The organism is Pseudomonas sp. BS3767 (assembly GCF_900099665.1).
Lineage (GTDB): Bacteria > Pseudomonadota > Gammaproteobacteria > Pseudomonadales > Pseudomonadaceae > Aquipseudomonas > Aquipseudomonas cerasi.
This window is the reverse complement of the sequence record NZ_FNCX01000004.1, coordinates 399,367-423,146: the sequence shown is the minus strand read 5'-3', so window position 1 is coordinate 423,146 and position 23,780 is coordinate 399,367. Positions and strand designations below refer to the sequence as shown.

19 protein-coding genes and 1 pseudogene are annotated in these 23,780 nt (G+C 60.2%); 6 read left to right on the top strand and 14 right to left on the bottom strand.

Annotation, left to right across the window (positions count from 1 at the left end; all coding sequences use genetic code 11):
* The first annotated feature begins 194 nt into the window (after positions 1–194).
* From BLR16_RS14835 to BLR16_RS14820, 4 genes and pseudogenes are all read left to right on the top strand, one after another.
* Positions 195–1,730 carry an HDOD domain-containing protein gene (locus BLR16_RS14835; RefSeq protein ID WP_003431943.1) on the top strand — a complete coding sequence of 512 codons (1,536 nt, stop codon included), beginning with the start codon at positions 195–197 and terminating at the stop codon, positions 1,728–1,730.
* 45 nt (positions 1,731–1,775) lie between these two features.
* A pseudogene (locus tag BLR16_RS28900) lies at positions 1,776–2,588 on the top strand (rhodanese-like domain-containing protein); the annotation flags it as partial.
* Positions 2,589–2,744: 156 nt separating this feature from the next.
* On the top strand, positions 2,745–3,608 hold the full coding sequence (gene asd / locus BLR16_RS28895; RefSeq protein WP_024661605.1) for an archaetidylserine decarboxylase: 864 nt from the start codon (positions 2,745–2,747) through the stop codon (positions 3,606–3,608).
* Positions 3,609–3,863: 255 nt separating this feature from the next.
* Complete coding sequence (locus tag BLR16_RS14820; RefSeq protein ID WP_024661604.1) at positions 3,864–5,648, top strand: hypothetical protein; 1,785 nt, start codon at positions 3,864–3,866, stop codon at positions 5,646–5,648.
* Between the two features lie 66 nt (positions 5,649–5,714).
* Here BLR16_RS14820 and serB read toward each other — a convergent pair whose 3' ends face one another.
* The gene (serB, locus tag BLR16_RS14815; RefSeq protein ID WP_003431946.1) at positions 5,715–6,929 is read right to left on the bottom strand and encodes a phosphoserine phosphatase SerB; all 1,215 of its coding nucleotides are present in this window, start codon (positions 6,927–6,929) and stop codon (positions 5,715–5,717) included.
* A 130-nt stretch (positions 6,930–7,059) separates the two neighbouring features.
* Between serB and BLR16_RS14810 the strand changes: the two genes are divergently transcribed.
* Positions 7,060–8,604 (top strand): HAMP domain-containing protein, encoded by a 1,545-nt coding sequence (locus BLR16_RS14810; RefSeq protein ID WP_003431947.1) that lies wholly within the window; start codon positions 7,060–7,062, stop codon positions 8,602–8,604.
* Between the two features lie 394 nt (positions 8,605–8,998).
* Here the strand turns inward: BLR16_RS14810 and BLR16_RS14800 are convergent, their stop codons facing one another.
* From BLR16_RS14800 to BLR16_RS14750, 11 genes are all read right to left on the bottom strand, one after another.
* Positions 8,999–9,694: a PqiC family protein gene (locus BLR16_RS14800; protein ID WP_024661443.1), complete on the bottom strand. Its 696-nt coding sequence runs from the start codon at positions 9,692–9,694 to the stop codon at positions 8,999–9,001.
* 183 nt (positions 9,695–9,877) lie between these two features.
* Complete coding sequence (gene parC, locus BLR16_RS14795; RefSeq protein WP_074806788.1) at positions 9,878–12,133, bottom strand: DNA topoisomerase IV subunit A; 2,256 nt, start codon at positions 12,131–12,133, stop codon at positions 9,878–9,880.
* A gap of 10 nt (positions 12,134–12,143) precedes the next feature.
* On the bottom strand, positions 12,144–12,665 hold the full coding sequence (locus tag BLR16_RS14790) for a retropepsin-like aspartic protease family protein (RefSeq protein WP_054081306.1): 522 nt from the start codon (positions 12,663–12,665) through the stop codon (positions 12,144–12,146).
* On the bottom strand, positions 12,662–13,639 hold the full coding sequence (locus BLR16_RS14785) for an esterase-like activity of phytase family protein (protein ID WP_074806784.1): 978 nt from the start codon (positions 13,637–13,639) through the stop codon (positions 12,662–12,664). The genes BLR16_RS14790 and BLR16_RS14785 overlap by 4 nt, the downstream gene beginning before the upstream one ends.
* Positions 13,636–15,540: a DNA topoisomerase IV subunit B gene (parE, locus tag BLR16_RS14780; protein WP_003431952.1), complete on the bottom strand. Its 1,905-nt coding sequence runs from the start codon at positions 15,538–15,540 to the stop codon at positions 13,636–13,638. Before parE ends, BLR16_RS14785 begins: the two co-directional genes overlap by 4 nt.
* Positions 15,541–15,625: 85 nt before the next feature.
* Positions 15,626–16,243, bottom strand: a complete 618-nt coding sequence (locus BLR16_RS14775; RefSeq protein WP_003366268.1) for a YqiA/YcfP family alpha/beta fold hydrolase — start codon at positions 16,241–16,243, stop codon at positions 15,626–15,628.
* Between the two features lie 88 nt (positions 16,244–16,331).
* Positions 16,332–17,138: a 3',5'-cyclic-AMP phosphodiesterase gene (gene cpdA, locus BLR16_RS14770; RefSeq protein ID WP_072365015.1), complete on the bottom strand. Its 807-nt coding sequence runs from the start codon at positions 17,136–17,138 to the stop codon at positions 16,332–16,334.
* Between the two features lie 87 nt (positions 17,139–17,225).
* Positions 17,226–17,591: a hypothetical protein gene (locus BLR16_RS14765; RefSeq protein WP_085990815.1), complete on the bottom strand. Its 366-nt coding sequence runs from the start codon at positions 17,589–17,591 to the stop codon at positions 17,226–17,228.
* A complete protein-coding gene (locus BLR16_RS28610; RefSeq protein WP_158226018.1) occupies positions 17,588–17,995 on the bottom strand; it encodes a hypothetical protein in 408 nt (135 codons plus the stop codon). Before BLR16_RS28610 ends, BLR16_RS14765 begins: the two co-directional genes overlap by 4 nt.
* A 196-nt stretch (positions 17,996–18,191) precedes the next feature.
* Entirely contained in the window at positions 18,192–18,644 is a 453-nt protein-coding gene (locus BLR16_RS14755; RefSeq protein WP_003431956.1) for a DUF1249 domain-containing protein, read from the bottom strand.
* The gene (locus tag BLR16_RS14750) at positions 18,635–19,252 is read right to left on the bottom strand and encodes an NUDIX domain-containing protein (protein WP_003366260.1); all 618 of its coding nucleotides are present in this window, start codon (positions 19,250–19,252) and stop codon (positions 18,635–18,637) included. Before BLR16_RS14750 ends, BLR16_RS14755 begins: the two co-directional genes overlap by 10 nt.
* A 207-nt stretch (positions 19,253–19,459) precedes the next feature.
* On the opposite strand from BLR16_RS14750, the gene BLR16_RS14745 reads away from it, so the two are divergent.
* On the top strand, positions 19,460–20,206 hold the full coding sequence (locus tag BLR16_RS14745) for an RsiV family protein (protein WP_003431957.1): 747 nt from the start codon (positions 19,460–19,462) through the stop codon (positions 20,204–20,206).
* On the opposite strand, the gene cytX is transcribed toward BLR16_RS14745, so the two are convergent.
* Both cytX and thiC read right to left on the bottom strand, forming a co-directional pair.
* A complete protein-coding gene (gene cytX, locus BLR16_RS14740; RefSeq protein WP_060708599.1) occupies positions 20,175–21,464 on the bottom strand; it encodes a putative hydroxymethylpyrimidine transporter CytX in 1,290 nt (429 codons plus the stop codon). The two genes, BLR16_RS14745 and cytX, sit on opposite strands and share 32 nt — an antisense overlap.
* 295 nt (positions 21,465–21,759) lie before the next feature.
* Positions 21,760–23,649 carry a phosphomethylpyrimidine synthase ThiC gene (thiC, locus tag BLR16_RS14735; RefSeq protein ID WP_060708598.1) on the bottom strand — a complete coding sequence of 630 codons (1,890 nt, stop codon included), beginning with the start codon at positions 23,647–23,649 and terminating at the stop codon, positions 21,760–21,762.
* Positions 23,650–23,780 lie beyond the last annotated feature (131 nt).

Genomic DNA, 23,780 nt, shown 5'->3' with positions numbered 1-23,780 from the left:
TTACTGAGTCGGGTTCAGGGACAGTCCGGAAGTTGTTGAATCTCTTCTTCTCCTTATCGGCCTAACTGGGCCAGACTATAGCCGGTTCTTTTGAAAAACCCATTTATGCGCCTCCATAAAAGGAGGAAACTGGCCTCAGCGCCCCGTACGCTGGCGGTTTTCCAGCTCAGATAATCAGCAGCACAGGCCCTCGAATGCCGACAGTACACGCAGCACATCACCTCGTTCCGAAGACGCTGGATGCCTGGGTCAAACTGCTTGACGGTATCGCGTTGCCGGTCCCTGCCGTCAATCATGGACACGTCCGCTCCGCCTTGAACGACAGTCGTCGCTCACTGCGTGAAATCGCTGAAATGATGCAGGAAAGTCCTGCGCTGGTGCTGAGCGTGATGCGCGAGGCCAATCACCACACGCACGGTTTGACCGAGCAGGCCGAGAGCCTTGAGATTGCGATCAATCGTCTGGGTCTGGCGCGCACCGAAGTCCTTCTGGGCCGTTTGCCGGCCAAGCCGCCTGAAGAAATTCCTGCGGCCTATCGCCAGCTGATTCTGGTCAGTCAGCACGCCACGCAACAGGCCAACGGCCTGTTTGCCAGCCGCCTTGCGCGACTCTGGCAGGACATCCACATGGGCAGCCTGCTGTTTCTGTCACCGCTCTGGCCGATGGCATTGGCCTATCCGAAGCTGCTCGAAGAACTGGAGCTGCGGGTTATCCACAAGGGCCATTCCAGCGTTGCAGTGGAAAAAGAGCTGTTCGGCGTCAACCTGCTGGAATTGTGCCTGGCACTCGCCGAGTTCTGGCGCCTGCCGATCTGGGTCACGCGCGGCTATAAACTGTTGATCAACGAGCGACGCGATCTGGCCAAGGCGCTGCGTATCGCCCGCGAAGAACACAGCCCACTGCACCAGCAACAACTCATGGACGACGACCCCAACCTGCGGCGCTGGCTGAACCAGCCCGCCAATACCGTGTTGCTGGGCAATGGCCTGGCGCTGGCGGCGCAAAATGCCTGGAACAGCCCGCACTGCCTGCGCTGGGAACGGCTGACCAGCCTTTACCTGCAACAGTCGATCGGCGAAGTACAACAACAGGCGCACCAGAATGCCGCCAGCAGCGCCCGCATCCATGCGGAAAAAGACCTCTGGCACCCGGCCGAATCGCTGATCTGGCCGTGGGACGCACGCCGCGTAAGGCGCGACAATGAACCTGCACCGCCGCCATCGGCAGACGCCCTGCAACTGTGGCGCAAGCAGTGTGCCGAGCTGCTGCAGGATCCCAGCCCGTTCATCAACGCCATGCACCTGACCACTTCGGCGCGCGATGCATTTATCTCGTGTGGCATGGAGCGGGTCATGCTGCTGATGCTGGACAAGACGTCAACGGTGCTGCGCGTCAATCAGACTGCCGGGCTGCCGAAGGACGCCGCAACCTTGCAGTTGTTCATCAAGGAAAGCACCGTACTGCAGCGTCTGCTCACACAGCCGACACAGTTGCGCATGACACCCGCCAACAGTGCGCAATTTGCCGCCCTGCTGCCCCCGCCGCTGAAAACCCTGTTCAGTGGTCAGCACTGGCTGATTCGCTCGCTGAGCAACAACGGCAAAGTCATGCTGCTGGTGGTCGCCGACCAGGGCGGCGGGGCCTTGTCGGAAATTTCCGTCCAGGCATTCGGAAAAACCGCGCAATGTATTGAACGGGCACTGGGCATCTTTAGTCATCGCAAAGCATGAGGCCTGGCGTACAATTCGCCCCTTTCCTTTCATCGGAGGCTGCAAATGTCCGCATTCACTGGCTTGTCGCTGGTCATCGAACCCAACGATCTGCTTGAGCGTCTAGACGCCCCGGAACTGATCCTCGTGGATCTGACCAGCAGCGCTCGCTACGAAGCCGGGCACATTCGCGGTGCCCGCTTCGTCGATCCGAAACGTACGCAACTGGGCAAGCCTCCGGCCCCCGGCCTGCTGCCCGACACTGCCAGCCTTGAGCAATTGTTCGGCGAACTGGGCCACAACCCCGATGCCGTGTATGTCGTCTACGATGACGAAGGCGGCGGCTGGGCCGGGCGTTTCATCTGGTTGCTGGATGTTATCGGCCACAGCCGTTATCACTATCTGGACGGTGGACTGCTGGCCTGGGAAGCGCAATTGCTGCCACTGAGCTCCGACGTTCCGCCTGCTGCCGATACCCCGGTAACGCTGACGCTGCACGACGAACCTACCGCCACACTCGAGTACCTGCAAAGCCGTCTGGGCGCCGCCGATCTGGCGATCTGGGATGCTCGTGCACCGACCGAGTATTCGGGCGAAAAAGTGGTCGCGGCCAAAGGCGGGCATATACCCGGCGCCGTCAATTTCGAGTGGACGGCGGGCATGGACAAGGCGCGCAACCTGCGTATTCGCCAGGACATGCCGGAGATCCTTCGCGACCTGGGCATCACGCCCGACAAGGAAATCATCACGCATTGCCAGACCCATCACCGCTCGGGCTTCACCTACCTGGTGGCCAAGGCGCTGGGCTACCCAAGGGTCAAGGCCTATGCCGGCTCGTGGGGTGAATGGGGCAATCACCCGGAGACACCGGTAGAACTTCCGGAATTGGCCACCGTGCCCGCCGAGTCAGTCGAGGTTGCGCAACCCGTCGCGCCTGCGCAGCCAGCACCAGCCGAAACCGTCGAACCTGTCCGCTCTAGCGAACCGCGACAGGCCTCGCAGAAATATTCAGGACACTCATCCTCAGGACCTTCAATGAAAGACCGCTTGTTCATCATCAGCCAGTACCTGCTGCCGCACCACCTGCTGTCCCGACTGGCAGGCTGCGTTGCCGAATGCCGCGTACGCTGGTTCAAAAACGCTTTCACCGCGTGGTTTGCCCGCCGTTATCAAGTGGACATGTCGCAGGCCCTGGTCGAAGACCTGACGTCCTACGAGCACTTCAATGCGTTCTTCACCCGCGCATTGAAGGCCGACGCCCGCCCGCTCGATACCACGCCGGGCGCGATTCTTTCGCCAGCCGACGGCGCCATCAGCCAGTTGGGCCCTATCGACCACGGCCGGATCTTCCAGGCCAAGGGCCACAGCTTCAGCGTACTGGAACTGCTCGGCGGTGACCCCAAGCTGTCAGCGCCCTTCATGGGCGGCGAGTTCGCAACCGTCTACCTGTCGCCGAAGGACTATCACCGCGTCCACATGCCACTGGCTGGCACGCTGCGTGAAATGGTCTACGTGCCGGGCCGCATCTTCTCGGTCAACCAGACCACGGCTGAAAACGTACCCGAGCTGTTCGCCCGTAACGAGCGAGTGGTCTGCCTGTTCGACACCGAGCGCGGACCAATGGCAGTGGTGCTGGTCGGCGCGATGATCGTGGCGTCTGTCGAAACGGTATGGGCCGGGCTGGTCACACCGCCCAAGCGTGAACTGAAAACGTTCAGCTACGACGAAGCGGCGCGCGCGCCGATCCACCTGGAAAAAGGTGCCGAAATGGGTCGGTTCAAGCTTGGCTCTACCGCCATCGTGCTGTTCGGTCCAGGTCAGGTGAAATGGGCCGAACAACTGACGGCGGGTTCCAAGGTTCAGATGGGACAGTCACTGGCTGTTCCGGCCCAGGCATGATCGCGGCCTGAGCCTCGCTGCATGAGCGTCCAATGATGGATATTGGCGCTCATGCAACGTGCCGCCGGACGGTAATGGCCTGAGGCCATAGTTGCTGCGGGGTGATGTCGATACTGGTAAAGTCGTTACATCGATGCTGTAGGATACTTCTCACTTTCATGGGCGTATGCTCGGCACATCGCGGGTGCGCGATAACCTCGGCCCCCATCTGAAGCCATCGTCCGCGCCAGTGAGTTGTTGGAGCTTGCCTGTCACATGAGTAATTTTAGCCTCCCTCTGCTATTGCGTGCCCCCACGCCGACGCAGTCGAGCCTGACATTCAGTGAAGCCAACCCCCGCGACCTCAAACGCTGGATCTCCAGATTGCCCAAGGCGAACCTCGGAGAAATGGCGCGCCAGCTCTATCAAGGGCTGACCGAGCTGAACCAGTTGATCACCCCGAGCGAGAACCGCCTGCAATTGCTTGAGTTGCTGCGGCCCGAGGTGTACTTCGTCTGCAAGCACCTTGAACGTCACTTTCTCAATCAGGCCATTGTGCTGGACGAGCGACCACGTAAGGTGGCCAACCTTTGCCAGGCGCTGCAAAACCATCTCGCAACCGGTTACAAGCAGATCATTCAGCAGGTCGCCCCGCGCTATACCCGAGACCAGGCCGGGCTGTTCAGCACTGCGCTGCAACGCGCACTGCATGGTCTCAACGGGCCACTGATACGCGCCAACCAGCTTTACTGTCCGGTTCAGGACGGCCTGTGGCTCGAGCTGCATCAGATCTACCAGATTGCCCGTCAGTACCAGTTGCACAACACGCCGGTCGAAGAGCCCCTGGCCCATCACAGCAAAGTGCTGAGCGTGGAACAGACCTACGTGATCGCGCTGCTGATGGGTTGCTCACGCTGCAACCAGATGCGTCAGTTGAACATCGGCAAACTGGCCGATGCGCTGGAGGCCTGGAGCCCTCTGGTAAAGCTGCAATTGCCGGTCACTGAAAGCAGCCTCTTCGCTCTGGACCCGACGGTCGACAAACCGCCGCTGTACCGCACCCTGTTCAGCGACGAACAATCTCCTCGGCTGCTGGGTATCAACACCTACGCGCTGGCTGAAGCGATCAATCAGTACCTGGCCCTGCCGGATGACCAGCGCACCCCTTCGCCGTTGCTGATTCCAACCGGTATCAACACCGACCTGCTGCAACATCTGGCGGTCGCCTGGGGTGATGTGGCCGAACGCACCTTTCAACGCACCCCCGGTCAGGGCACGCTGAAACTGTGCATCGGCATGAGCGCGCTGCATTTCTATGTCGCTGGCCAGAAGTCGTTCAGCGAGCTGTTGCAGTTGAACAGCGCCACCAGTGCAGCGAGCTTTTCGTTGAAGATGGCCAATGATGACGCGGACGATCCGTGGGCGTCTGCCTTCGACACTCAGCGCGGCAAGACTTCATCCGTTCTGCTGCCCTACGAAGAGATCGAATACCCGAAAAACGACGGCGACAGCGACTCGCTTTCCAACAACCAGCATACGTTTCCGACCTTCGACCTGAATATTGTCAACCACAGCCCGGGCGGATACTGCCTGGCGTGGCAGAAGGACGTACCTCAGCAGTTGCAGGCTGGCGAACTGGTGGGTATTCAGGATGACGCCGGCCAGGGCTGGAGCATTGCCATCGTGCGCTGGATCCGCCAGGTACGCAGCGGCGGCACACAGATGGGGATCGAACTGATCGCCCCGTTTGCCCAGCCATGCGGCATGCAGCTGATTCGCGAACAGCAGAACAGCCAGTACCTGCGAACCCTGATGCTGCCCGAAGTACGCGCCATGGAAAAACCGCCCACCGTGCTCGCACCGCGTCTGCCTTTTCAGGAGGGCAACAAGGTGATGATCAACGTCGCCGGTGAAGAACGCCGCGCGTCACTGAGCAACCGGCAGGTCAGTAGCGCCAGTTACAATCAGTTCGAGTATCAGATGTACGACGCCCCGAAAGCGACCGAAACCGAAAAGGCCAGGCCGGATCAGGAATTCGATTCCTTGTGGGGCACGCTGTAGCGATCACTGCGACAGCCGTCGCGATTGGCCCCTCGCAATCAGGGGCAAACCACCACGGCCTGAGCGTCAGCGCTTTCCTTCGCGGTCGCGGAAACCCAGCAGATACAGCACGCCATCGAGTCCCAGCGTCGAAATGGCCTGTTTGGCCGATTGCTTGACCAGTGGCTTGGCACGGAACGCTACACCCAGCCCGGCAATCGCCAGCATCGGCAGGTCATTGGCACCGTCGCCGACCGCGATGGTCTGCTCCAGGCTCAACCCTTCCTTGTGAGCCAGTTCGCGCAACAGGTCGGCCTTGCGCTGCGCATTGACAATCGGCTCGACTGCTACGCCGGTGACCTTGCCGTCAACCACTTCCAGTTCATTGGCAAAGACGTAATCGATGCCCAGCTTTGCTTGCAACTGCTTGGCGAAATAGGTGAAGCCACCCGACAGAATCGCCGTCTTGTAACCCAGCCGCTTGAGTTCGGAGAACAGCGTTTCAGCGCCTTCGGTCAAGCGCAGAGACGCGCCGATTTCATCCAGCACGCTCACATCGAGCCCCTTGAGCAGGGCCAGACGCTCTTTGAAGCTTTCGCTGAAATCCAGTTCGCCGCGCATGGCACGCTCGGTAATCTCGGAAACCTGCTCGCCGACGCCTGCTGCCTTGGCCAGTTCATCGATGACTTCGGCCTCGATGAGGGTCGAATCCATGTCGAACACCGCCAGGCGCCGGTTACGACGGAACAGCGAATCCTGCTGAAACGCGATATCGACGTTGAGATCCTGGGCAACCGCGAGAAATTCGGCCTGCATGGCTTTCGGGTCGGCAGGCTCGCCGCGCACGGTGAACTCGATGCAGCCCTTGCCTTTGTCGGCCGGGGTGTCGAGCGGCATACGACCGGACAACCGATCGATCTGATCGATATTCAGCCCGTACTTGGCAGTAATGGCGCTGACGCACTGCAATTGCTCGGCCGTGACCTTACGGGTCAGCAGCGTAACGATGTGACGCGCCTTGCCCTGGCCTTCGACCCAGTGTTGATAGTCGGTTTCGGACACCGCAGTGAAACGGACTTGCTGATCCAGTTCGTAGGCGGTGAACAGGATGTCCTTGAGCACCGAGGATCCCTGCACGGTATCCGGAATTTCAACCAGGATGCCGAACGACAGGGTGTCGTGGATCACCGCCTGACCAATATCGAGAATGTTCACGCCACCCTGGGCGAGGACGCCGGTGATGGCTGCAGTGAGACCGGGACGGTCGACACCAGTGATGTTAATCAGGACGATTTCGCGCAAGGCGCACCCCCGCAGTGGAAAAAAACCGCATTCTAACCACATTCAGTGACCACCGGGCACAGGCAGCGCTTTGCCGCCACTGGGTCGCTCGTTATACTGCGCGACAACTTCACCGAAAGAGCCGTGCTCTGTGAACCGGCCCACGCCCGTTAAAACCGATAATTTCTTCCTGCTCATCTTTCGTGCCCTGCGTCATCGCCGTGTACCGATCGCTTTGCGCATTGCCAGCCATAACGTGATCCTGGTCGCTTTGGCGCTGGTGATCTACGCCGGTGTCATGGGCCTGCAGTTCAAGCAGGCCATGCATGAACAGGCCGATGCGCTGGGGCAGGCCCTGACCACCCAGACCGCCACCTCGGCTACCGAGCTGTTGGTGTCCAACGACATCCTCAGTCTCAACGTGCTGCTGGGCAATCTGGTCAAGAACCCGCTGGTAGCGCATGCCGCTATCTACAGTGTGGATAACCGCATCCTCGCGGAGGCCGGCCAGCGTCCGAAAAACGGTCTGCTGGGGGAAGCTCAGGGTCTGTATGAAATCAAGATCACGTTCCAGGACGTGATGGCGGGCCATCTGCGCATCAGCCTCGACATGTCGCAGTTCCAGCAGCCGATGACCATCAGCCTGCAGAGCATGGGCATTCTGGCCGGTATCCTGCTGGCCCTGGCGCTGGCGCTGAGCCTGCGTCTTGGCCGCCACATCTCCACGCCACTGATGCAGATGCGTATCTGGCTGCGGGATATTGACCCGTATACACCAGCCACTGATCGCCAGGATGAAATCGGCGATCTGGCGCGCCAGCTGCGCACCTCGTTCGCGCCGCCGGTGCCGGAGCCAGAACCGCTGCCCGAGCCCGAGTATGACGGCGAGGAAGACGACAGCGAAGATCCTTATCTGGAGCCGGAAGAGAAGCCCGCACCGAAGGTTTCGGCACGCAGCAGCGAAGCAAAACCGCGCCTGCCGGCACCACCGGTGCAGCGCCGCATCGTTGCCGAGGAAGATGAAGACGACGATGAGGAGGATCCGTTCGCCGATCTGCGCGACCACTCGGACAACTCGCCAGCCGTTCGCCCGGCGGCTGCCTCGGTAGCGCCGGTCGAACCGCACAACAGTGCAGTGCTGGCCGTGCAACTGGGTGCGCAGGATCAATTGCGCCGCCTGCCGCGCGCACGCCTGACCGAATTGCTGCAACGCTACCGCGACTGCCTCGATCAGGCCGCCTCGCTGTATGAAAGCGAGCTGCACACGCTGAATGACGGCAGCACGCTGATGCTGTTCCACAGCCACGAAAGCGGTGATGACTACCTGACCAACGCGATCTGCTGCGGTGAGCTGTTGCGCGCACTCAGCCATGCCTTGCAGATCGAGGTGGCCGACAGCGGCATCACCTTGCAACTGCAACTGGGCCTGACGCTGGGCGAAGGCTTGAGCGGTCTGAGCCAGATCGATCTGTTGCTGACCGAAACCGCGCAGGATGCACTGGCGCTGTCTCAGCACAGCCGCAACCTGCTGCTGGTCGAACGCCGCATCAACGACGACCCGTTGATCCGTCAACGCGCCCGCATCCGCCCGATCGCCAGCCCTGAAGGTGCCTGCTGCGTAGAACGCCTGATGGAGCCTTACCCTTCGATGCTCGAACGCCAGTTGGCGCGCATGCACGAATCCAACAAGGCCTGATCTTCTCCTCCGCTCACTCTTCTCTCGTGCCCATGCTCTGCATGGGCACGCCGTTCTGGGCACTCGACGTCCGATCCTGACCGACCTGGTCCGGCGCAATCAGGTGACGCAGAGCGTCACGACCTGCATTCCCACGCGGAGCGTGAGGAACGATAGGTGCCCGCAAGACCACCATCGTACCCCTGCGCCAGCGCAGGTATGCCGTTCCGGAGCGTATGGCGTGATAGGCGTCCGCAAGATCACCATCGTGCCCATGCTCCAGCATGGGAATGCCGTTCTGGACGCTCTGCGTCCTATCCTGACTGTGCAGCGCTTCAGGAACGCCGGGGTGTGAGAACCAGATGAGCGCCCAACAAAAAGCCCGCATCGCTGCGGGCTTTTTGTTGGGCCGACCCTAGAAGCGGAACACTTCAAGATCGGTGCGTATAGGGGACGCCAGTGGAATTCTTGGCTTGTCCGGCTCTTTGGCCTTGGCGACAGGCGTTTTTTTCGGCTCGTCGAGCGCCTGCCAGGAAATCGGTTTGATCGCAGTGCTGACCTGATCAGCCAGGCGCTGCAACAGCACGCCCTGAGCCTTGACCTGATCGGCAGAGCTGCCGGCATGGACTTGTTCCAGGTGCACCAGCCGGCTGTCCCGGACGTGACCCTTGCGGTCCAGAAGTCGCCATTGCGCGTCCAGTACCGCGGGCTGTTTGGCACCGGAGTCCAGGCGGGTGATGGACAGCACGACCTGAACATCGGGCGTGAAGCTGGCCGTCGCAGGCGCCATGACGACGCGCTGGCTGTCCAGCTTCCAGGCCAGCTGACGCAAGAGCAACTGGTCGATATCCGAAGACAGGTTGCCCGCCCAGCGCCCATCGGACGAAGCGGTCAAGGTGCCGTCAGGCTGGCGTTGCAGCAGTGTTTCGCGTTGCAGATAGTCGGCCACCGAAACAGGACCCAGCAATACTGCCAGACCACTACTCTGTTTCGGCTGACCAGGCTCACCGCTATCGAGCTGATAAAGCGCGGTCGGCTGGCGCACACTGCAACCAGCCAGACCCAGAACGCCAGTCATCAGCAGGATCAAGGGAAGGCGTAGAAAATTCATCATCCCATCCAGGTGGCCGTCCAGAGACAGGCCACAGTATTAGTACTTTCAAGACCCATGCAGGCACTGAGCCACGCATGCACCCCAAGACCCCATATCATCCGTGAATATGCACCATGACTCCAGCGATTATGCATCGTACTTCATGGCAAAACGAAGAACCTTGGTGCCAGATCAATGTTTTCAGCTATTTTCCACCAATAATGCATCGACCCTCTGGAAGCCCCTTGGCAGTTTATTGCCACGTCTGCCACGCTCGCCCTTGTAATGTTCGAGGTCTTCAGGTTTCAGCGACAGCGTTCGTTTGCCCGCCTGAAGTACCAGCGTAGCGCCTTGCCCGATCACCGCAAGATCAGTCACATACTCTTCACGGCTGGCTACTCGCTCGCCCGGAATACCGATGATCTTGTTGCCCTTGCCTTTGCCCAACTGCGGCAGATCGCTGATCTTGAACACCAGCAGACGGCCTTCGGTGGTTACGGCTGCCAGCCAGTTCTGCTCACGATCAGGCACAGGGCGAGGCAGGATGACTTTCGCCCCGGCCGGCAGGCTCAGCAGCGCCTTGCCCGCCTTGTTCTTGGCTTGCAGGTCTTCGCCTTTGACGACAAAACCATAACCGGCATCCGACGCGATCACGTACAGCGCATCGTCTTCCGGCAACAATACGCACTCGAAGGTCGCACCCGGTGGCGGTTGCAGCTTGCCCGTCAGCGGCTCGCCCTGGCCTCGCGCGGAGGGCAGGGTGTGGGCGGCAACCGAATAGCTGCGCCCGGTCGAGTCGATGAACACGGCGAACTGATTGGAGCGGCCTATGGACGAGGTCTTGAAACCGTCCCCGGCTTTATAGGAAAGCCCGGTCGCATCGATGTCGTGCCCCTTGGCACAGCGTACCCAGCCTTTTTCCGACAGGACGACAGTCACCGGCTCGGTGGGCATTAGTTCATTTTCAGACAGCGCCTTGGCTTCGGCACGGGCAACGATGGGCGAACGACGGTCGTCGCCATAGGTTTCAGCGTCGGCAATCAGTTCGGCACGCACCAGCTTGCGCAGCTTGGACTCGCTGCTCAGCAGCGCCAGAAGCTTGGCCTGCTCTTTGCGCAAGGCATCCTGCTCGCTGCGCAGCTTCATCTCTTCCAGACGCGCCAACTGACGCAAACGGGTGTCGAGGATGTAATCGGCCTGAATTTCCGACAGATCGAAACGCGCGATCAGCTCCGCCTTCGGGTGCTCGGCGGTACGGATGATGTGAATCACTTCATCGAGGTTCAGGTACGCCGTGAGCAAACCGTCCAACAGGTGCAGACGGTGCTCGACCTTGTCCAGACGGAATTGCAGACGGCGACGTACCGTACCGATACGGAACGTCAGCCATTCGCCGAGCAATGTCTTGAGGTTTTTGAGCTGCGGCTTGCCATCCAGGCCGATGATGTTGATGTTCACCCGGTAACTGGATTCCAGCTCGGTGGTCGCGAACAGATGCTGCATCAGCTCGTCCAGCTCAACCCGGTTGGAGCGCGGGATGATCACGATACGGCAAGGGTTCTCGTGGTCCGACTCATCGCGCAGGTCGGCAACCATCGGCAGCTTCTTGGCCTGCATCTGCGCGGCGATCTGTTCCAGTACCTTGGCACCGGATACCTGATGCGCCAGTGAAGTGACGATAATGTCGCCATCTTCGATGCGGTAAACCGCGCGCATACGCACCGAGCCACGCCCGGTCTCGTAGATTTTCAGCAGGTCGGCACGCGGCGTGATGATTTCCGCTTCGGTCGGATAGTCCGGCCCCAGAATGTGCTCGCACAGCTCGGGAACCGTGGCCTTGGGATCGTCCAGCAGACGAACGCAGGCACTGGCGACTTCGCGCAGGTTATGCGGCGGCACATCGGTGGCCATACCGACGGCGATGCCGGTGGTGCCATTGAGCAGGATGTTCGGCAAACGTGCCGGCAACACCGCAGGTTCATCCAGGGTGCCGTCGAAGTTCGGCACCCAGTCAGCAGTGCCCTGGCCCAGCTCGCTGAGCAGGACCTCCGAGTAACGCGACAGGCGCGCCTCGGTGTAGCGCATGGCCGCAAAGGATTTGGGATCATCCGGCGCACCCCAGTTGCCCTGCCCGTCTACCAGCGTGTAGCGGTAGCTGAACGGCTGCGCCATCAGCACCATCGCCTCGTAACAGGCCGAGTCACCGTGCGGGTGGAACTTGCCGAGCACGTCGCCGACGGTACGCGCCGACTTCTTGTGCTTGGCGTCGGCACCCAGGCCCAGTTCGCTCATCGCGTAGATGATACGTCGCTGAACAGGCTTCAGGCCGTCACCGATATGCGGCAAGGCACGGTCCATGATCACGTACATGGAGTAGTTGAGGTAGGCCTGTTCGGTGAAGTCAGCCAATGATCGGCGTTCTACACCATCCAGGCTGAGGTCAAGGGAGTCGCTCATGCGGGCCTCATCATTTCGTTGACTGGCGCAACAGCAAATTGCCGCCACGCTGTGTGAATTCGAGTTGTTTCATTGCACTCATACCGAGCAGCACCTGCTCACCGTCCAGACCGGGTGCCACCAGGGCACGCACATTGGTCAGGACGATATCGCCCAGCTGCAAGCGGTCAAGCGTGGTCCGAAAACCCTGACTGTTGCCATTGGCCGTGCTGACCGTGACCGGATAGCCACGTTTGAGCCCCAGGCGGTCAGCCATGTCACCGGGTACGGCCACATCGGTCGCCCCGGTGTCGATCATGAATTCCACTGTCCGGCCGTTGATCTGGCCGGTCGTGACGAAGTGCCCCTGACGATTGCCTGCCAGCTGCACCTCTATATAGCCGTCACCGTGTTGCGAGGTGACCACGGTGTTGGGGTTCTGCTGCCGGTCTTCCCAATCGCCGAAAAAGCGCGTCGCGAGAAACAGACCGGCCGCCCAGGCCACGATCATCAGCACCTTACCGGCGCGCTTGCCGGGCTGCACGTCGCTCATTGCCCAGCACTCCAGCCCGCCTCAGGTGCAGCGAAGCGCCAGACGATCGGGCGTTTCTCACCGTCGGCGCGTGCACCGAAGTTATTGTCGATGCCGATCCATGCGCCCTTCTCGTCGACCACCAGTGCCTCGGTCAGGCCGTAGGGTTGATCGTAACGACGCGACGGCACCATCGCCTCTTTGGCGAACGACCAGCAACGCTCGACCTGCCCTGTCTCAAGATCACGCAGACAGATGCGGTACACCGCGCGTTCCAGCGTGAACAGCTTGCCGTTGTACAGCGACACATCGGAAAAATCCGTGGACACCTTTTTGCTGCCCTGCTCCGGCGGCAACGCGTCCAGACCGGACTCGGACAGCAGCACGCAGCTTTGCCCGCAGGTCCACTGCTGCTTGTCGCGTTGCACCACCAGCAAGCCACGCTTCTCGCGTTCGGCCGCCAGCCAGAGACGGTCGCCCGCAGGACTCACGGCAATCCCTTCGAAAATCGCGTTGAAGCGCTGCAACATGCCCTGAGCGCGCGCCTGATCCACCAGCGCTTGCGGCAAATCCAGCCAGACCGGTTTACCGCTGACCGGAACCTTGAGCACCGTGCCGTAGGCCTCGCTGACCAGGTAGCGATTGCCCGCGGCGTCACAGCTGACACCTTCGAAATCCAGACTGCCACCGCGTATCAGCGCGGAAAGACCCGCCATGAAACGCAACTTCAACGGCAGATAGCTTTGTGGCGCAGGTGCGTCAATGTGATGTGACTGAGCCTTCCAGGTGTCTTGCGACACATCCAGGCTGTACAGCACATCATCGTCACGGTCGGACACGGTCCACAGTTGGCCGTTGCACATCGCCAGACCTGACAGATTGCCACCGGCCATGTCGTCTACCGGGTGCTCGGATTGCAGCTTCAGGGCCTCGAGTGGCGCAGCGACAACCGGCGTGGCAACCAGGATCAGGGCGGCGAGCCAGGCTCGTATCAAGTCAGAACCTCGGCAAGGTTGCCCTTCGACTCGAGCCAGGACTTGCGATCACCTGCACGCTTCTTCGCCAGCAGCATGTCCATCATTTCCGAGGTGGCGGCGAAATCATCCAGCGTGAGTTGCACCAGACGACGCGTGTTCGGGTCCATGGTGGTTTCGCGCAACTGCGGCGGGTTCATCTCACCCAGGCCCTTGAATCGGGTGACCTGCGGCTTGCCACGTTTCTTTTCAGCGACCAGACGGTCCAGAATCCCGTCACGCTCGGCTTCGTCCAGCGCGTAGTAGATTTCCTTGCCCAGGTCGATCCGGTACAGCGGCGGCATGGCGACATACACATGCCCGGCGTCGACCAGCGGGCGGAAGTGCTGCACAAACAACGCACACAGCAGCGTTGCAATGTGCAGACCGTCCGAGTCAGCGTCAGCCAGGATGCAGATCTTGCCGTAACGCAACTGGCTGATATCGGCTGCGCCCGGGTCAACCCCGATGGCCACGGCAATGTTGTGGACTTCCTGACTGGCAAGCACTTCGCCGCCGTCCACTTCCCAGGTGTTGAGGATTTTGCCGCGCAGCGGCAGGATCGCCTGGAATTCCTTGTCGCGCGCCTGTTTGGCGGAACCACCGGCAGAATCACCCTCGACCAGAAACAGTTCGGAGCGCGCCGGGTCCTGCCCGGCACAGTCGGCCAGCTTGCCCGGCAACGCCGGCCCTTGAGTGATGCGCTTGCGCTCGACCTTTTTGCTCGCCTTGAGGCGCCGACCGGCGTTGTTGATCGCCAGATCGGCCAGTTGCAACCCCAGTTCGGAGTGCGTGTTGAGCCACAGGCTGAATGCGTCCTTGACCACACCGGAGACGAAGGCCGCCGCTTCACGGGACGACAGACGTTCTTTGGTCTGCCCGGAGAACTGCGGCTCCTGCATTTTCATCGACAGGACGAAGGCAATGCGTTCCCAGACGTCTTCCGGGGCCAGCTTCACACCACGCGGTAACAGGTTGCGGAACTCGCAGAACTCGCGCATGGCATCCAGCAGGCCCTGGCGCAAGCCGTTCACGTGGGTGCCGCCCTGCGCAGTCGGGATCAGGTTGACGTAACTTTCCTGAACGCTGTCGCCCCCTTCGGGCAGCCAGAGCAGCGCCCAGTCGACCGCTTCCTTGTTACCGGTGAAGCTGCCGCAGAACGGCTCGTCCGGCAGGCGCAGGAATTCGGTGACAGAGTCCTGCAGGTAGGAGCGCAGGCCGTCTTCGTAATGCCACTCGACTTTCTCGCCGCTGGATTTGTCTTCGAAGCTGACCAGTAGGCCCGGGCACAGAACCGCCTTGGCCTTGAGCACATGCTTGAGACGGCTGACGGAAAACTTCGGCGTATCGAAATACTTCGGATCGGGGGCGAAATAGACGCTGGTCCCGGTGTTGCGCTTGCCGACAGTGCCGACGACCGCCAGCTCGGTGGCCTTGTAGCCGTCAGCGAAGGTCATTTCATATTCGTTGCCATCACGCTTGACCCGCACCCGAACCTGGGTGGACAGCGCGTTGACGACGGAAATGCCCACGCCGTGCAGGCCGCCGGAGAACTGATAGTTCTTGTTGGAGAACTTGCCGCCTGCGTGAAGCTTGGTGAGGATCAGCTCGACGCCGGACACGCCTTCTTCCGGGTGGATGTCCACCGGCATGCCGCGGCCGTCGTCCGACACTTCGAGCGAATTGTCGGCATGAAGGATGACCTGTACCGAACGCGCGTGACCGGCCAGGGCTTCGTCGACGCTGTTGTCGATGACTTCCTGAGCCAGGTGGTTGGGCCGCGAGGTGTCGGTGTACATGCCCGGACGTTTGCGAACCGGATCGAGGCCCGAGAGGACTTCGATGGCGTCTGCGTTATAAGAGCTAGCGCTGGGATTGGCCATGGGTTCTCGTTATCAATCTTTCATGGAATTTCGGGGGTTCAATGTTCTTGCATTCATGTGACCGGACATCCATCACCTGCCGCACTTACAGCGCCGACAGGTCGATCTTCTGCAACAGATCGGGAGCAAATCCGGCAAACGTCAGCAGTGCCGGCATGCGCTCGGCAAAGCCCTGAAAACTGTGGTCGCCGCCCGCCTGAATGCGCAAGGCACAGGCCCGGTAAAACTTCTCGGCGCGACGGTAATCGAGCGTCTCGTCACCGGTCTGCAGCCACACCTGAAACTGCTGCGGGTCCTGTGGCGCGGGTACTTCCAGCTCGGCCAGCGCCCGAATATGGTCTTCGGTCAACTGCCACTGCTCGCCGGTGTACAGGTTCTGTTGCACGCCGAGAAACCCGTCGAACAGCTGATGCGGATTGACTGCCGGGTTGATCAGCACCGCCTTGAGGCCGTGCCGCTGCGCCAAATGAGTCGCATAGTAGCCGCCGAGGGAGCTGCCGACCAGTAATGGCCGTCCCAGCGCCGTGATAGCCGCTTCAAGCTGGAGCATGGCCTGGCGCGGATGGTGATGCAGTTCAGGGACTTGCAGACGATCAGCCAGACCCAGAGACTTCATCAGCGCACTCAACTGACAGGCCTTTCTCGACAGGGCCGAGCTGTTCAAGCCATGGATGTATAGCAGTGAAGGTGTGTCGCTCGTCACGCTGTCGCTCCCGAGTGCAAGGCAAAGCCGTGTAGTTTACAGGGACTTACGCTACAACACCTCACCGGAAACGTATCCGCCAGCCCAATCAATAACCGGTGCCGCCGTAATCGACCTCGAACTCCAGGCCGACCACTCGGGAAACAGCCGTTTCCAGCCGCCCGTCGTCATGCAGTCGTAGCCAGCGATAGCCCGGCGCTGCGGTGTCGACCTTGAAATCCACACTGCCCGGGGCGAACTGAATGCAGGTCGAAGGCGACGCCAGCAGGCGCACGCCGTTACGCATCTGATCGAATTCCTGATGCACATGGCCCCACAGTATCGCGCGAACCTGCGGAAAACGATCGAGCACGGCAAACAATGCATCGGCATTGCGCAAGCCGATCGGCGCCATCCACTCACAACCAATTGCCACCGGGTGATGGTGCAGGCAGATCAGGTGATGCCGCTCAGGCGCTTCACTCAGCGCCTGCTCCAGCAACTGCAATTGCGTAGCCGCGAGAAAACCAGGCACCGAACCGGGCACTGCCGAATCCAGCAGCGTCACCCGCCACTGGCCGATATCCACCACCGGGTCGAGCAACCCATTAGGCTGCGCAACCTGCTCCATCTGCGGCAGTTCGTCGTGATTACCGGCGAACCAGCGCGCAGGCGCGTCGATCCGCCCGCTTATCCGACGAAACGCTTCGTAAGACTCGACACTGCCGTCCTGCGAGATATCGCCGCTGGCGACCACAAGATCAATGTGCGGCTGCTCGGCCAGCACCTGATCAACGACTTTTTCCAGACTGTCCCGCGTGCTCATGCCCAACAACGCCTCGTCCGCCTCGGCGAACAGGTGACTGTCGGATATCTGCACCAGCAAAACTGACGATGAAAGGGCTGCGCTCGGCAAGACCGTCTCCCAGAGAGGATTCAGCGCGATTATGTGATGTGGCAACGGGCGGGTAAACCGGGAAAGTGCGTGCAGACGAGCATTTGGTCACATTTGCTGATTCGCTCGGTGCTTGAGCACAATCGAAGCAATAAGTCCGGCCGACACCATGCCTGCCAGTCCCGCACCCAAGAGATGGCTCAGCACCCGCTCATAAGGCATTCCAGGCCAGAGATATCCCGCCAACAAAAGCTCCAGTACAACGCCAAGAATCATTCCTGCCAATCCAGCCAGATGAACGATCCATGGCATGAGCCTCAAAGACAGAATACCGATGACCACTCCGGTAATGGCCGTATATAGAAAGTGTTCCCAGCGCAGAGCGCTGCCTGTCAGGGTTATCAGTCCGACATATAGGAGAAGGCCGAAGATGAGTCCAGTGAAACCACCAATCAAAGCCCGATAGATAATCATCGCCATCTCACTGGACAATTGGTAATCATGGATTCCCGAGAGCCGCCAGCATTGAAAATCTCTTCGACATAAGAAACACAATTATTGGGGATGCCAAACCAGTGCCACGGCTTGGCGCTAAGCTCCTCAAGCTTGCGCTGCGCCACATCGGGTTTGTTCAGAAGTACTCTTCGACGGAACAGCTCTGTTTTCGAGGATTCATTGAGATAACGCCCGTAATCAGTTTCACTCATGAAGTACGGCCGTTCGGTCAACCCGGCAATATGAAAATAAAACTCTCCCGCTTTCAACAAGGCATGCCCACAGATATTAGGACCGTCACCGCTTACCACTACAAGCCATGTGTCGTACCCGTTGAAAGGCACAGCCCGACAATGATTCAGATGGCTCCCTAAATAGCTCATTCGTTATGCCTGTAAATGAAAGTGATGACGAATGTAAGCCATGGAATTTCAAATTCAAGGACACGCTGCTCGCTTTGAATATATTCAGACACGACCTACATGCCTGAGGCATAAACACTGACGGCCAAAGTCATTTACAACTGAATAAACAAGTCATGAGGCCGGTTGAGATAAAAAATTCAGAATTGCGAATGGATCAGCGCACGGCCTCAAACTCATGCCCACACGCCAGGCAGTGGCTCAGCCATTCACCGAGAAACAGGTTGAGCTGGGCCTTTTCGTCTGGTTGGTGCATGTCGGCGTTGGGGTAGGGATAGATGCCCCGGAAGCGCCGCGCATGTTCGGCGCCGATGACTTCGGCCATGCGGGCGTCGTGGTAGACCTGTACTTCGAGCTTGGGCACCGGCAGCCAGGGCAGGCTGTGCTCCTGGCAGACCTGCAAGGTGGTGGTGTACGGGCAGTCGAGCAACACTTCGACTGCCAGCACGCCCAGCATCTGATCACCCTGGGTAACGGCGACGCGGCGTGAGCGCTGTTCGTTGCGCATGTCGGGCAGCAGGCGCATCAGGCGCGCGTAGTTGGCCTCGCACGCAGCCTGCAGTCCGGCAAGATCGACACGGTAGCGTTCGCGCACTGGATTCACGACCATAAACCCCTTATCTCTGCACGATTCAGCGCCAGCCATTGCAAGGCGATGATCGTCGATGCGTTCTTGATTGTTCCGTCTTTCATCGCCTGCAATGCGTCATCGAATGACCAGACTGTTACCCGGATGTCTTCACCTTCGGCCTCGAGCCCGTGCAATCCGCCCGCCCCTTCACTGCTGCAACGCCCCAGAAACAGGTGAACGAACTCGTCGCTGCCACCCGGCGAGGGAAAGTATTTGGTGATTGGCCACAATGCCTCGAACTTCAGCCCAGCTTCCTCTTCTGCCTCGCGATGAGCAACTTCTTCCGGCTGTTCATCCTTGTCGATCAGACCTGCGACCAGCTCGATCAGCCAGGGGTTGTTGGTCTTTTTCATGGCGCCTACGCGGAACTGCTCGATGAGCACGACTTCGTCACGTTTGGCGTCATAAGGCAGCACGCAGACGGCGTCGTGGCGAACGAACAGTTCGCGGCTGATTTCCTTGCTCATCCCGCCCGCGAACAATTCGTGGCGCACATGCAGCTTGTCCAGCTTATAGAAGCCCTTGAAGCAGTTTTCACGCTTTATGGTTTCAAAAGCGCTTGGTGCAGATCGTGTGGTCTGGGTCATGGGTTTCTCGCTTGCCGCCGTTTTTGACATCGGGCCATCCTAACGCGCATCGGCAGTCAGATGCAGCCCCCTTGAACATGCAGGGTAGACGGCCGGGGCTTAAAACAATTCTAATCTGCCATGATCGAACCGAAGACGTTGTTTACAGTCCAACCAGCCTGCATACGTACAACGCAACCGCCTTTACTGACACTGCCAAGGATCAACATGTCGTTATTGAGGATCACTTCACTGGCTTGCCTGGCCCTGTTGCTCGGCGCCTGCCAAAGCCTCTTCACGCCCAACATGCGCACACCGCTGCAAGTCCAGCGCGATGCTTCCGAGCTGATCAAGCCGGGCTGCACCACGGCCGACTGCCCGTTGGTAAACATCGATACCGTGCACTTCCCAGATGAGCCGCGACTGGACGCCATCGTTCAGAAGACGTTGCTGCAACTGACCGTTGCCGACAGCAGCGCATCGCCGCCTGCGTCGATCAAAGCCTATCAGGAAAAGTTCCTGAGCCAGGCCCAGGGTCGCAACAGCAGCTATCTGCAGGCCAAAGTACGCGAACAGCATGACGGTATCGTAGTGGTCGAACTGTCCAGCTATCTGGATACCGGCGGTGCCCACGGCAACCCTGGCCGGGCGTTCATCAACTATTCGCGTCAGCAGCAGAAAGTCCTGACCCTGGCTGACATGATCATCCCGGGCAAGGAAAGCGAGTTCTGGCAGAAAGCCCAACTGGCCCACCAGGGCTGGCTGGTATCGACCAAGATGAATGAAGACAGCGAGTTCATGAAGACCTGGCCGTTCAAGCGCACGCCGCATATTGCGCTGACCTACGGCGCAGTGATCCTCAAGTACTCGGTCGATACCATCGCGCCGTATTCGATGGGCCACATCGAGCTGAAGATTCCTTATCCTCAGCTAAATGGCATCCTCAAGCCGGAACTGTTCCCCGGCCGCGGCTGATCGCACCGCCGATCAGCAGCTGCAACACGCCAGCGACAATGAGCGCTGGCAGTGTTGCGCCCACTTCGGGATAAAGATTGGCCAGCAGATGATAGGTGCTGAGCCCGCCGAGCCACGCCAGCAGGCTCATCCAGCGCAAACCGCCCTCCGCCGCCTGACCACTGCGACCACGCAGAATGAAATGGTCAACCAGCACGACGCCGAACAGTGGCGCGAATACCGAGCCGATCAATAACAGAAAGTTCTGATACTGCGCCAGCGGTGCCAGACAGGCAATCAGCGTACAGATCACGCCAATCACCAACGCCAGATGCTCGACCTTGATGCGTGACAGCAGAGCAGTGGAGACCGCAGCCGAGTGAATATCGGCGAACGCGTTTTCCGTTTCGTCCAGCAGAATCAGCAGCAGCGGGATCCCCAGACCTGCGCCGGCCAGTGCCAGCAGCAAAGCATTGGCCTCACCGCTCGGGGCGAACGCCAGGGTGTAGGCGACGCCCAGGCTCATCAACCAGAAGTTGCCGATGAAAAAGCCTGCAGCCGTACCGCCGAAGACGCTTTTCGCGCGTTGCCCGAAACGTGAGTAGTCGGCAATCAGCGGCAGCCAGGACAGCGGCATGGCGATGGCAATGTCGAACCCCGAGGCAAACGGCAACGAACCATCGCCGGAGGTTGCCCACAGCGCGGTCAGATCAGCCTTGGCCAGCAGATTCCAGGTCAGCCATGCACACGCCGTCAGCAGTATCCACAGGCCCCACTTGCGCAGAAAACGGCGCACGAAGGTCAATGGCCCGCTGACTGCCAGCAGCGTGGCCAGTGCGCCGAATAACAGCGTCCAGAGCAGCGGACTGCTCCACGGGCTGCCCTCTGCAAAAGCCCGCGCGCCGAGCAGACTGGCTGCGTCGCGCATGACGATGATCTCGAACGAGCCCCAACCGATCAGTTGCAGCAGGTTCAATACCGCTGGCAGCGACGCGCCCTTGCTGCCCAGGCTGAGCTTGAGCGCGGCCATGGACGACAGGCCGGTATCGCTGCCGATCACACCAACGCTGGCGAGCAGCAAGACGCCCACCAGCGTGCCGAGGAAAATCGCCAGCATCGAGCCGGACATGCCCAGCCCCGGCGCCAGCAAGGCCCCGGTCTGCAACACCATCAGACCGATGCCGAGGGAAAACCACAGGGAAAACAGATCCCGCGCGCCGAACACCCGCTGGCTGGCGGGTACAGGGGTGTCAGGAGAATAGGTGCCGGGTGTGTTCACGTTTGTGTCTCGTATGGGGTGTTGATCGGTGATTCGGGATCGGACGCGGAGCTTCCAGAACAGCGCCACCACGCAGAGCGTGGGATCATCGCAATTATCGTGCGGCGCTCTGCGTCGCATGCCGTTCTGGACGCTCCGCGTCCTCTTGACGACGCAGAGCGTCGAGAACTTCATTCCCACGCTGGCGCGTGCGGAACGATAATCTCAACTATCGTGCGACGCTCCGAGTCGTAAAGCCCAATGCTGGAGCGTAGCGATAACCGCTAGCGGTGCTCTGTCGTGCACCTGTCGCCACCTACACCCTCTTGTACAACTGGCTGCCTTCCTGCTTGAAGCGCTCGGCCTGCTCGGCCAGGCCTTTAGCAACATCGACGTCTACCGCCTCGATGCGCTGATTGGCGGCGTACTCGCGGACTTCCTGAGTGATCTTCATCGAGCAGAATTTAGGCCCGCACATGGAGCAGAAATGCGCGACCTTGGCCGAATCCTTGGGCAGGGTTTCGTCGTGGTACGAACGCGCGGTGTCCGGGTCCAGGCCGAGGTTGAACTGGTCTTCCCAGCGGAACTCGAAACGCGCTTTGCTCAAGGCGTTGTCGCGGATCTGCGCACCCGGATGGCCTTTGGCAAGATCCGCCGCATGAGCCGCGATCTTGTAGGTGATGATCCCGGTTTTGACATCATCCTTGTTCGGCAGCCCCAGATGCTCCTTGGGCGTGACGTAACACAGCATGGCGCAGCCGAACCAGCCGATCATGGCGGCACCGATGCCCGAGGTGATGTGGTCGTAACCCGGCGCGATGTCGGTGGTCAGCGGGCCCAGTGTGTAGAACGGCGCTTCATCGCAGCACTCCAGTTGCTTGTCCATGTTCTCCTTGATCAACTGCATCGGCACATGGCCAGGGCCTTCGATCATGGTCTGCACATCATGCTTCCAGGCGATCTTGGTCAGTTCGCCCAGCGTTTCCAGCTCACCGAACTGCGCCGCATCGTTGGCATCGGCAATCGAGCCTGGACGCAGGCCGTCGCCCAGCGAGAAGCTGACGTCGTAGGCCTTCATGATTTCGCAGATTTCTTCGAAATGGGTGTAAAGGAAGTTTTCCTTGTGGTGCGCCAGGCACCATTTGGCCATGATCGAACCGCCACGGCTGACGATACCGGTGACACGCTTGGCGGTCAGCGGCACGTAACGCAGCAACACACCGGCGTGGATGGTGAAGTAATCGACGCCCTGCTCGGCCTGCTCGATCAACGTGTCGCGGAACAGCTCCCAGGTCAGGTCCTCGGCTGCACCGCCCACCTTTTCCAGCGCCTGATAGATCGGCACCGTACCGATCGGCACCGGCGAATTGCGGATGATCCACTCGCGGGTTTCGTGAATATGCTTGCCAGTGGACAGGTCCATGACCGTGTCCGAGCCCCAGCGGATACCCCAGGTCAGCTTGGCGACTTCTTCTTCGATGGAAGAACCCAATGCGCTGTTGCCGATGTTGCCGTTGATCTTCACCAGGAAGTTGCGGCCAATGATCATTGGCTCAAGCTCGACGTGGTTGATGTTGGCCGGGATGATCGCGCGGCCCCGGGCAATCTCTTCGCGCACGAACTCGGCAGTGATTTCCTTCGGGATGCTCGCGCCAAAGCTGTGCCCGGCATGTTGCTGGGTCAGCAGACCTGCGGCGCGGGCTTCCTGAAGCTTCATGTTCTCGCGGATGGCGACGTATTCCATCTCGGCGGTGATGATGCCCTGACGCGCGTAGTGCATCTGGCTGACGTTGGCGCCGGCCTTGGCCCGGCGCGGGTTGCGCACATGGGCAAAGCGCAGCGCGGTGAGTTCGGCGTCGCTCAGGCGTTGCTGGCCGAAGCTGGAACTCAGGCCCGGCAGACGCTCGGTGTCATTGCGCGAGTCGATCCATGGCGAACGCACGTCGGCCAGGCCTTTGCGCACGTCGATGATCACATTGGGGTCGGTGTAGGGGCCGGAGGTGTCATAGACCGTGACCGGGGCGTTGATCTCGCCGCCAAAGTCGGTCGGGGTGACGTCCAGGGTGATTTCGCGCATGGGCACGCGGATGTCCGGGCGCGAGCCCTGAACGTAGATTTTCTGCGAACGGGTAAACGGCTGTACCGATCCGGAGTCGACTTGCGCCGACTCGCTCAAATGGGCTGCGTTTTTTGCTTTTATACTCATCACGGCTCTCCAGACATCCAGTTGCGGATTTATTGTCGGAGTGACCTGACGTGACGGACGGGTGCACCAGTGCTGGTGCTGAGTATCGAAAGGAGGCGAAACTGTTCATTATTTGAACAATCGACCCCGGA

Coding starts and splice junctions, on each gene's coding strand:
- BLR16_RS14835 (WP_003431943.1), top strand. CDS start 195: ATGCCGACAGTACACGCAGCACATCACCTCGTTCCGAAGACGCTGGAT.
- asd (WP_024661605.1), top strand. CDS start 2,745: ATGAAAGACCGCTTGTTCATCATCAGCCAGTACCTGCTGCCGCACCAC.
- BLR16_RS14820 (WP_024661604.1), top strand. CDS start 3,864: ATGAGTAATTTTAGCCTCCCTCTGCTATTGCGTGCCCCCACGCCGACG.
- BLR16_RS14800 (WP_024661443.1), bottom strand. CDS start 9,694: ATGAATTTTCTACGCCTTCCCTTGATCCTGCTGATGACTGGCGTTCTG.
- parC (WP_074806788.1), bottom strand. CDS start 12,133: ATGAGCGACTCCCTTGACCTCAGCCTGGATGGTGTAGAACGCCGATCA.
- BLR16_RS14790 (WP_054081306.1), bottom strand. CDS start 12,665: ATGAGCGACGTGCAGCCCGGCAAGCGCGCCGGTAAGGTGCTGATGATC.
- parE (WP_003431952.1), bottom strand. CDS start 15,540: ATGGCCAATCCCAGCGCTAGCTCTTATAACGCAGACGCCATCGAAGTC.
- BLR16_RS14765 (WP_085990815.1), bottom strand. CDS start 17,591: ATGATTATCTATCGGGCTTTGATTGGTGGTTTCACTGGACTCATCTTC.
- BLR16_RS28610 (WP_158226018.1), bottom strand. CDS start 17,995: ATGAGCTATTTAGGGAGCCATCTGAATCATTGTCGGGCTGTGCCTTTC.
- BLR16_RS14755 (WP_003431956.1), bottom strand. CDS start 18,644: ATGGTCGTGAATCCAGTGCGCGAACGCTACCGTGTCGATCTTGCCGGA.
- BLR16_RS14750 (WP_003366260.1), bottom strand. CDS start 19,252: ATGACCCAGACCACACGATCTGCACCAAGCGCTTTTGAAACCATAAAG.
- BLR16_RS14745 (WP_003431957.1), top strand. CDS start 19,460: ATGTCGTTATTGAGGATCACTTCACTGGCTTGCCTGGCCCTGTTGCTC.
- thiC (WP_060708598.1), bottom strand. CDS start 23,649: ATGAGTATAAAAGCAAAAAACGCAGCCCATTTGAGCGAGTCGGCGCAA.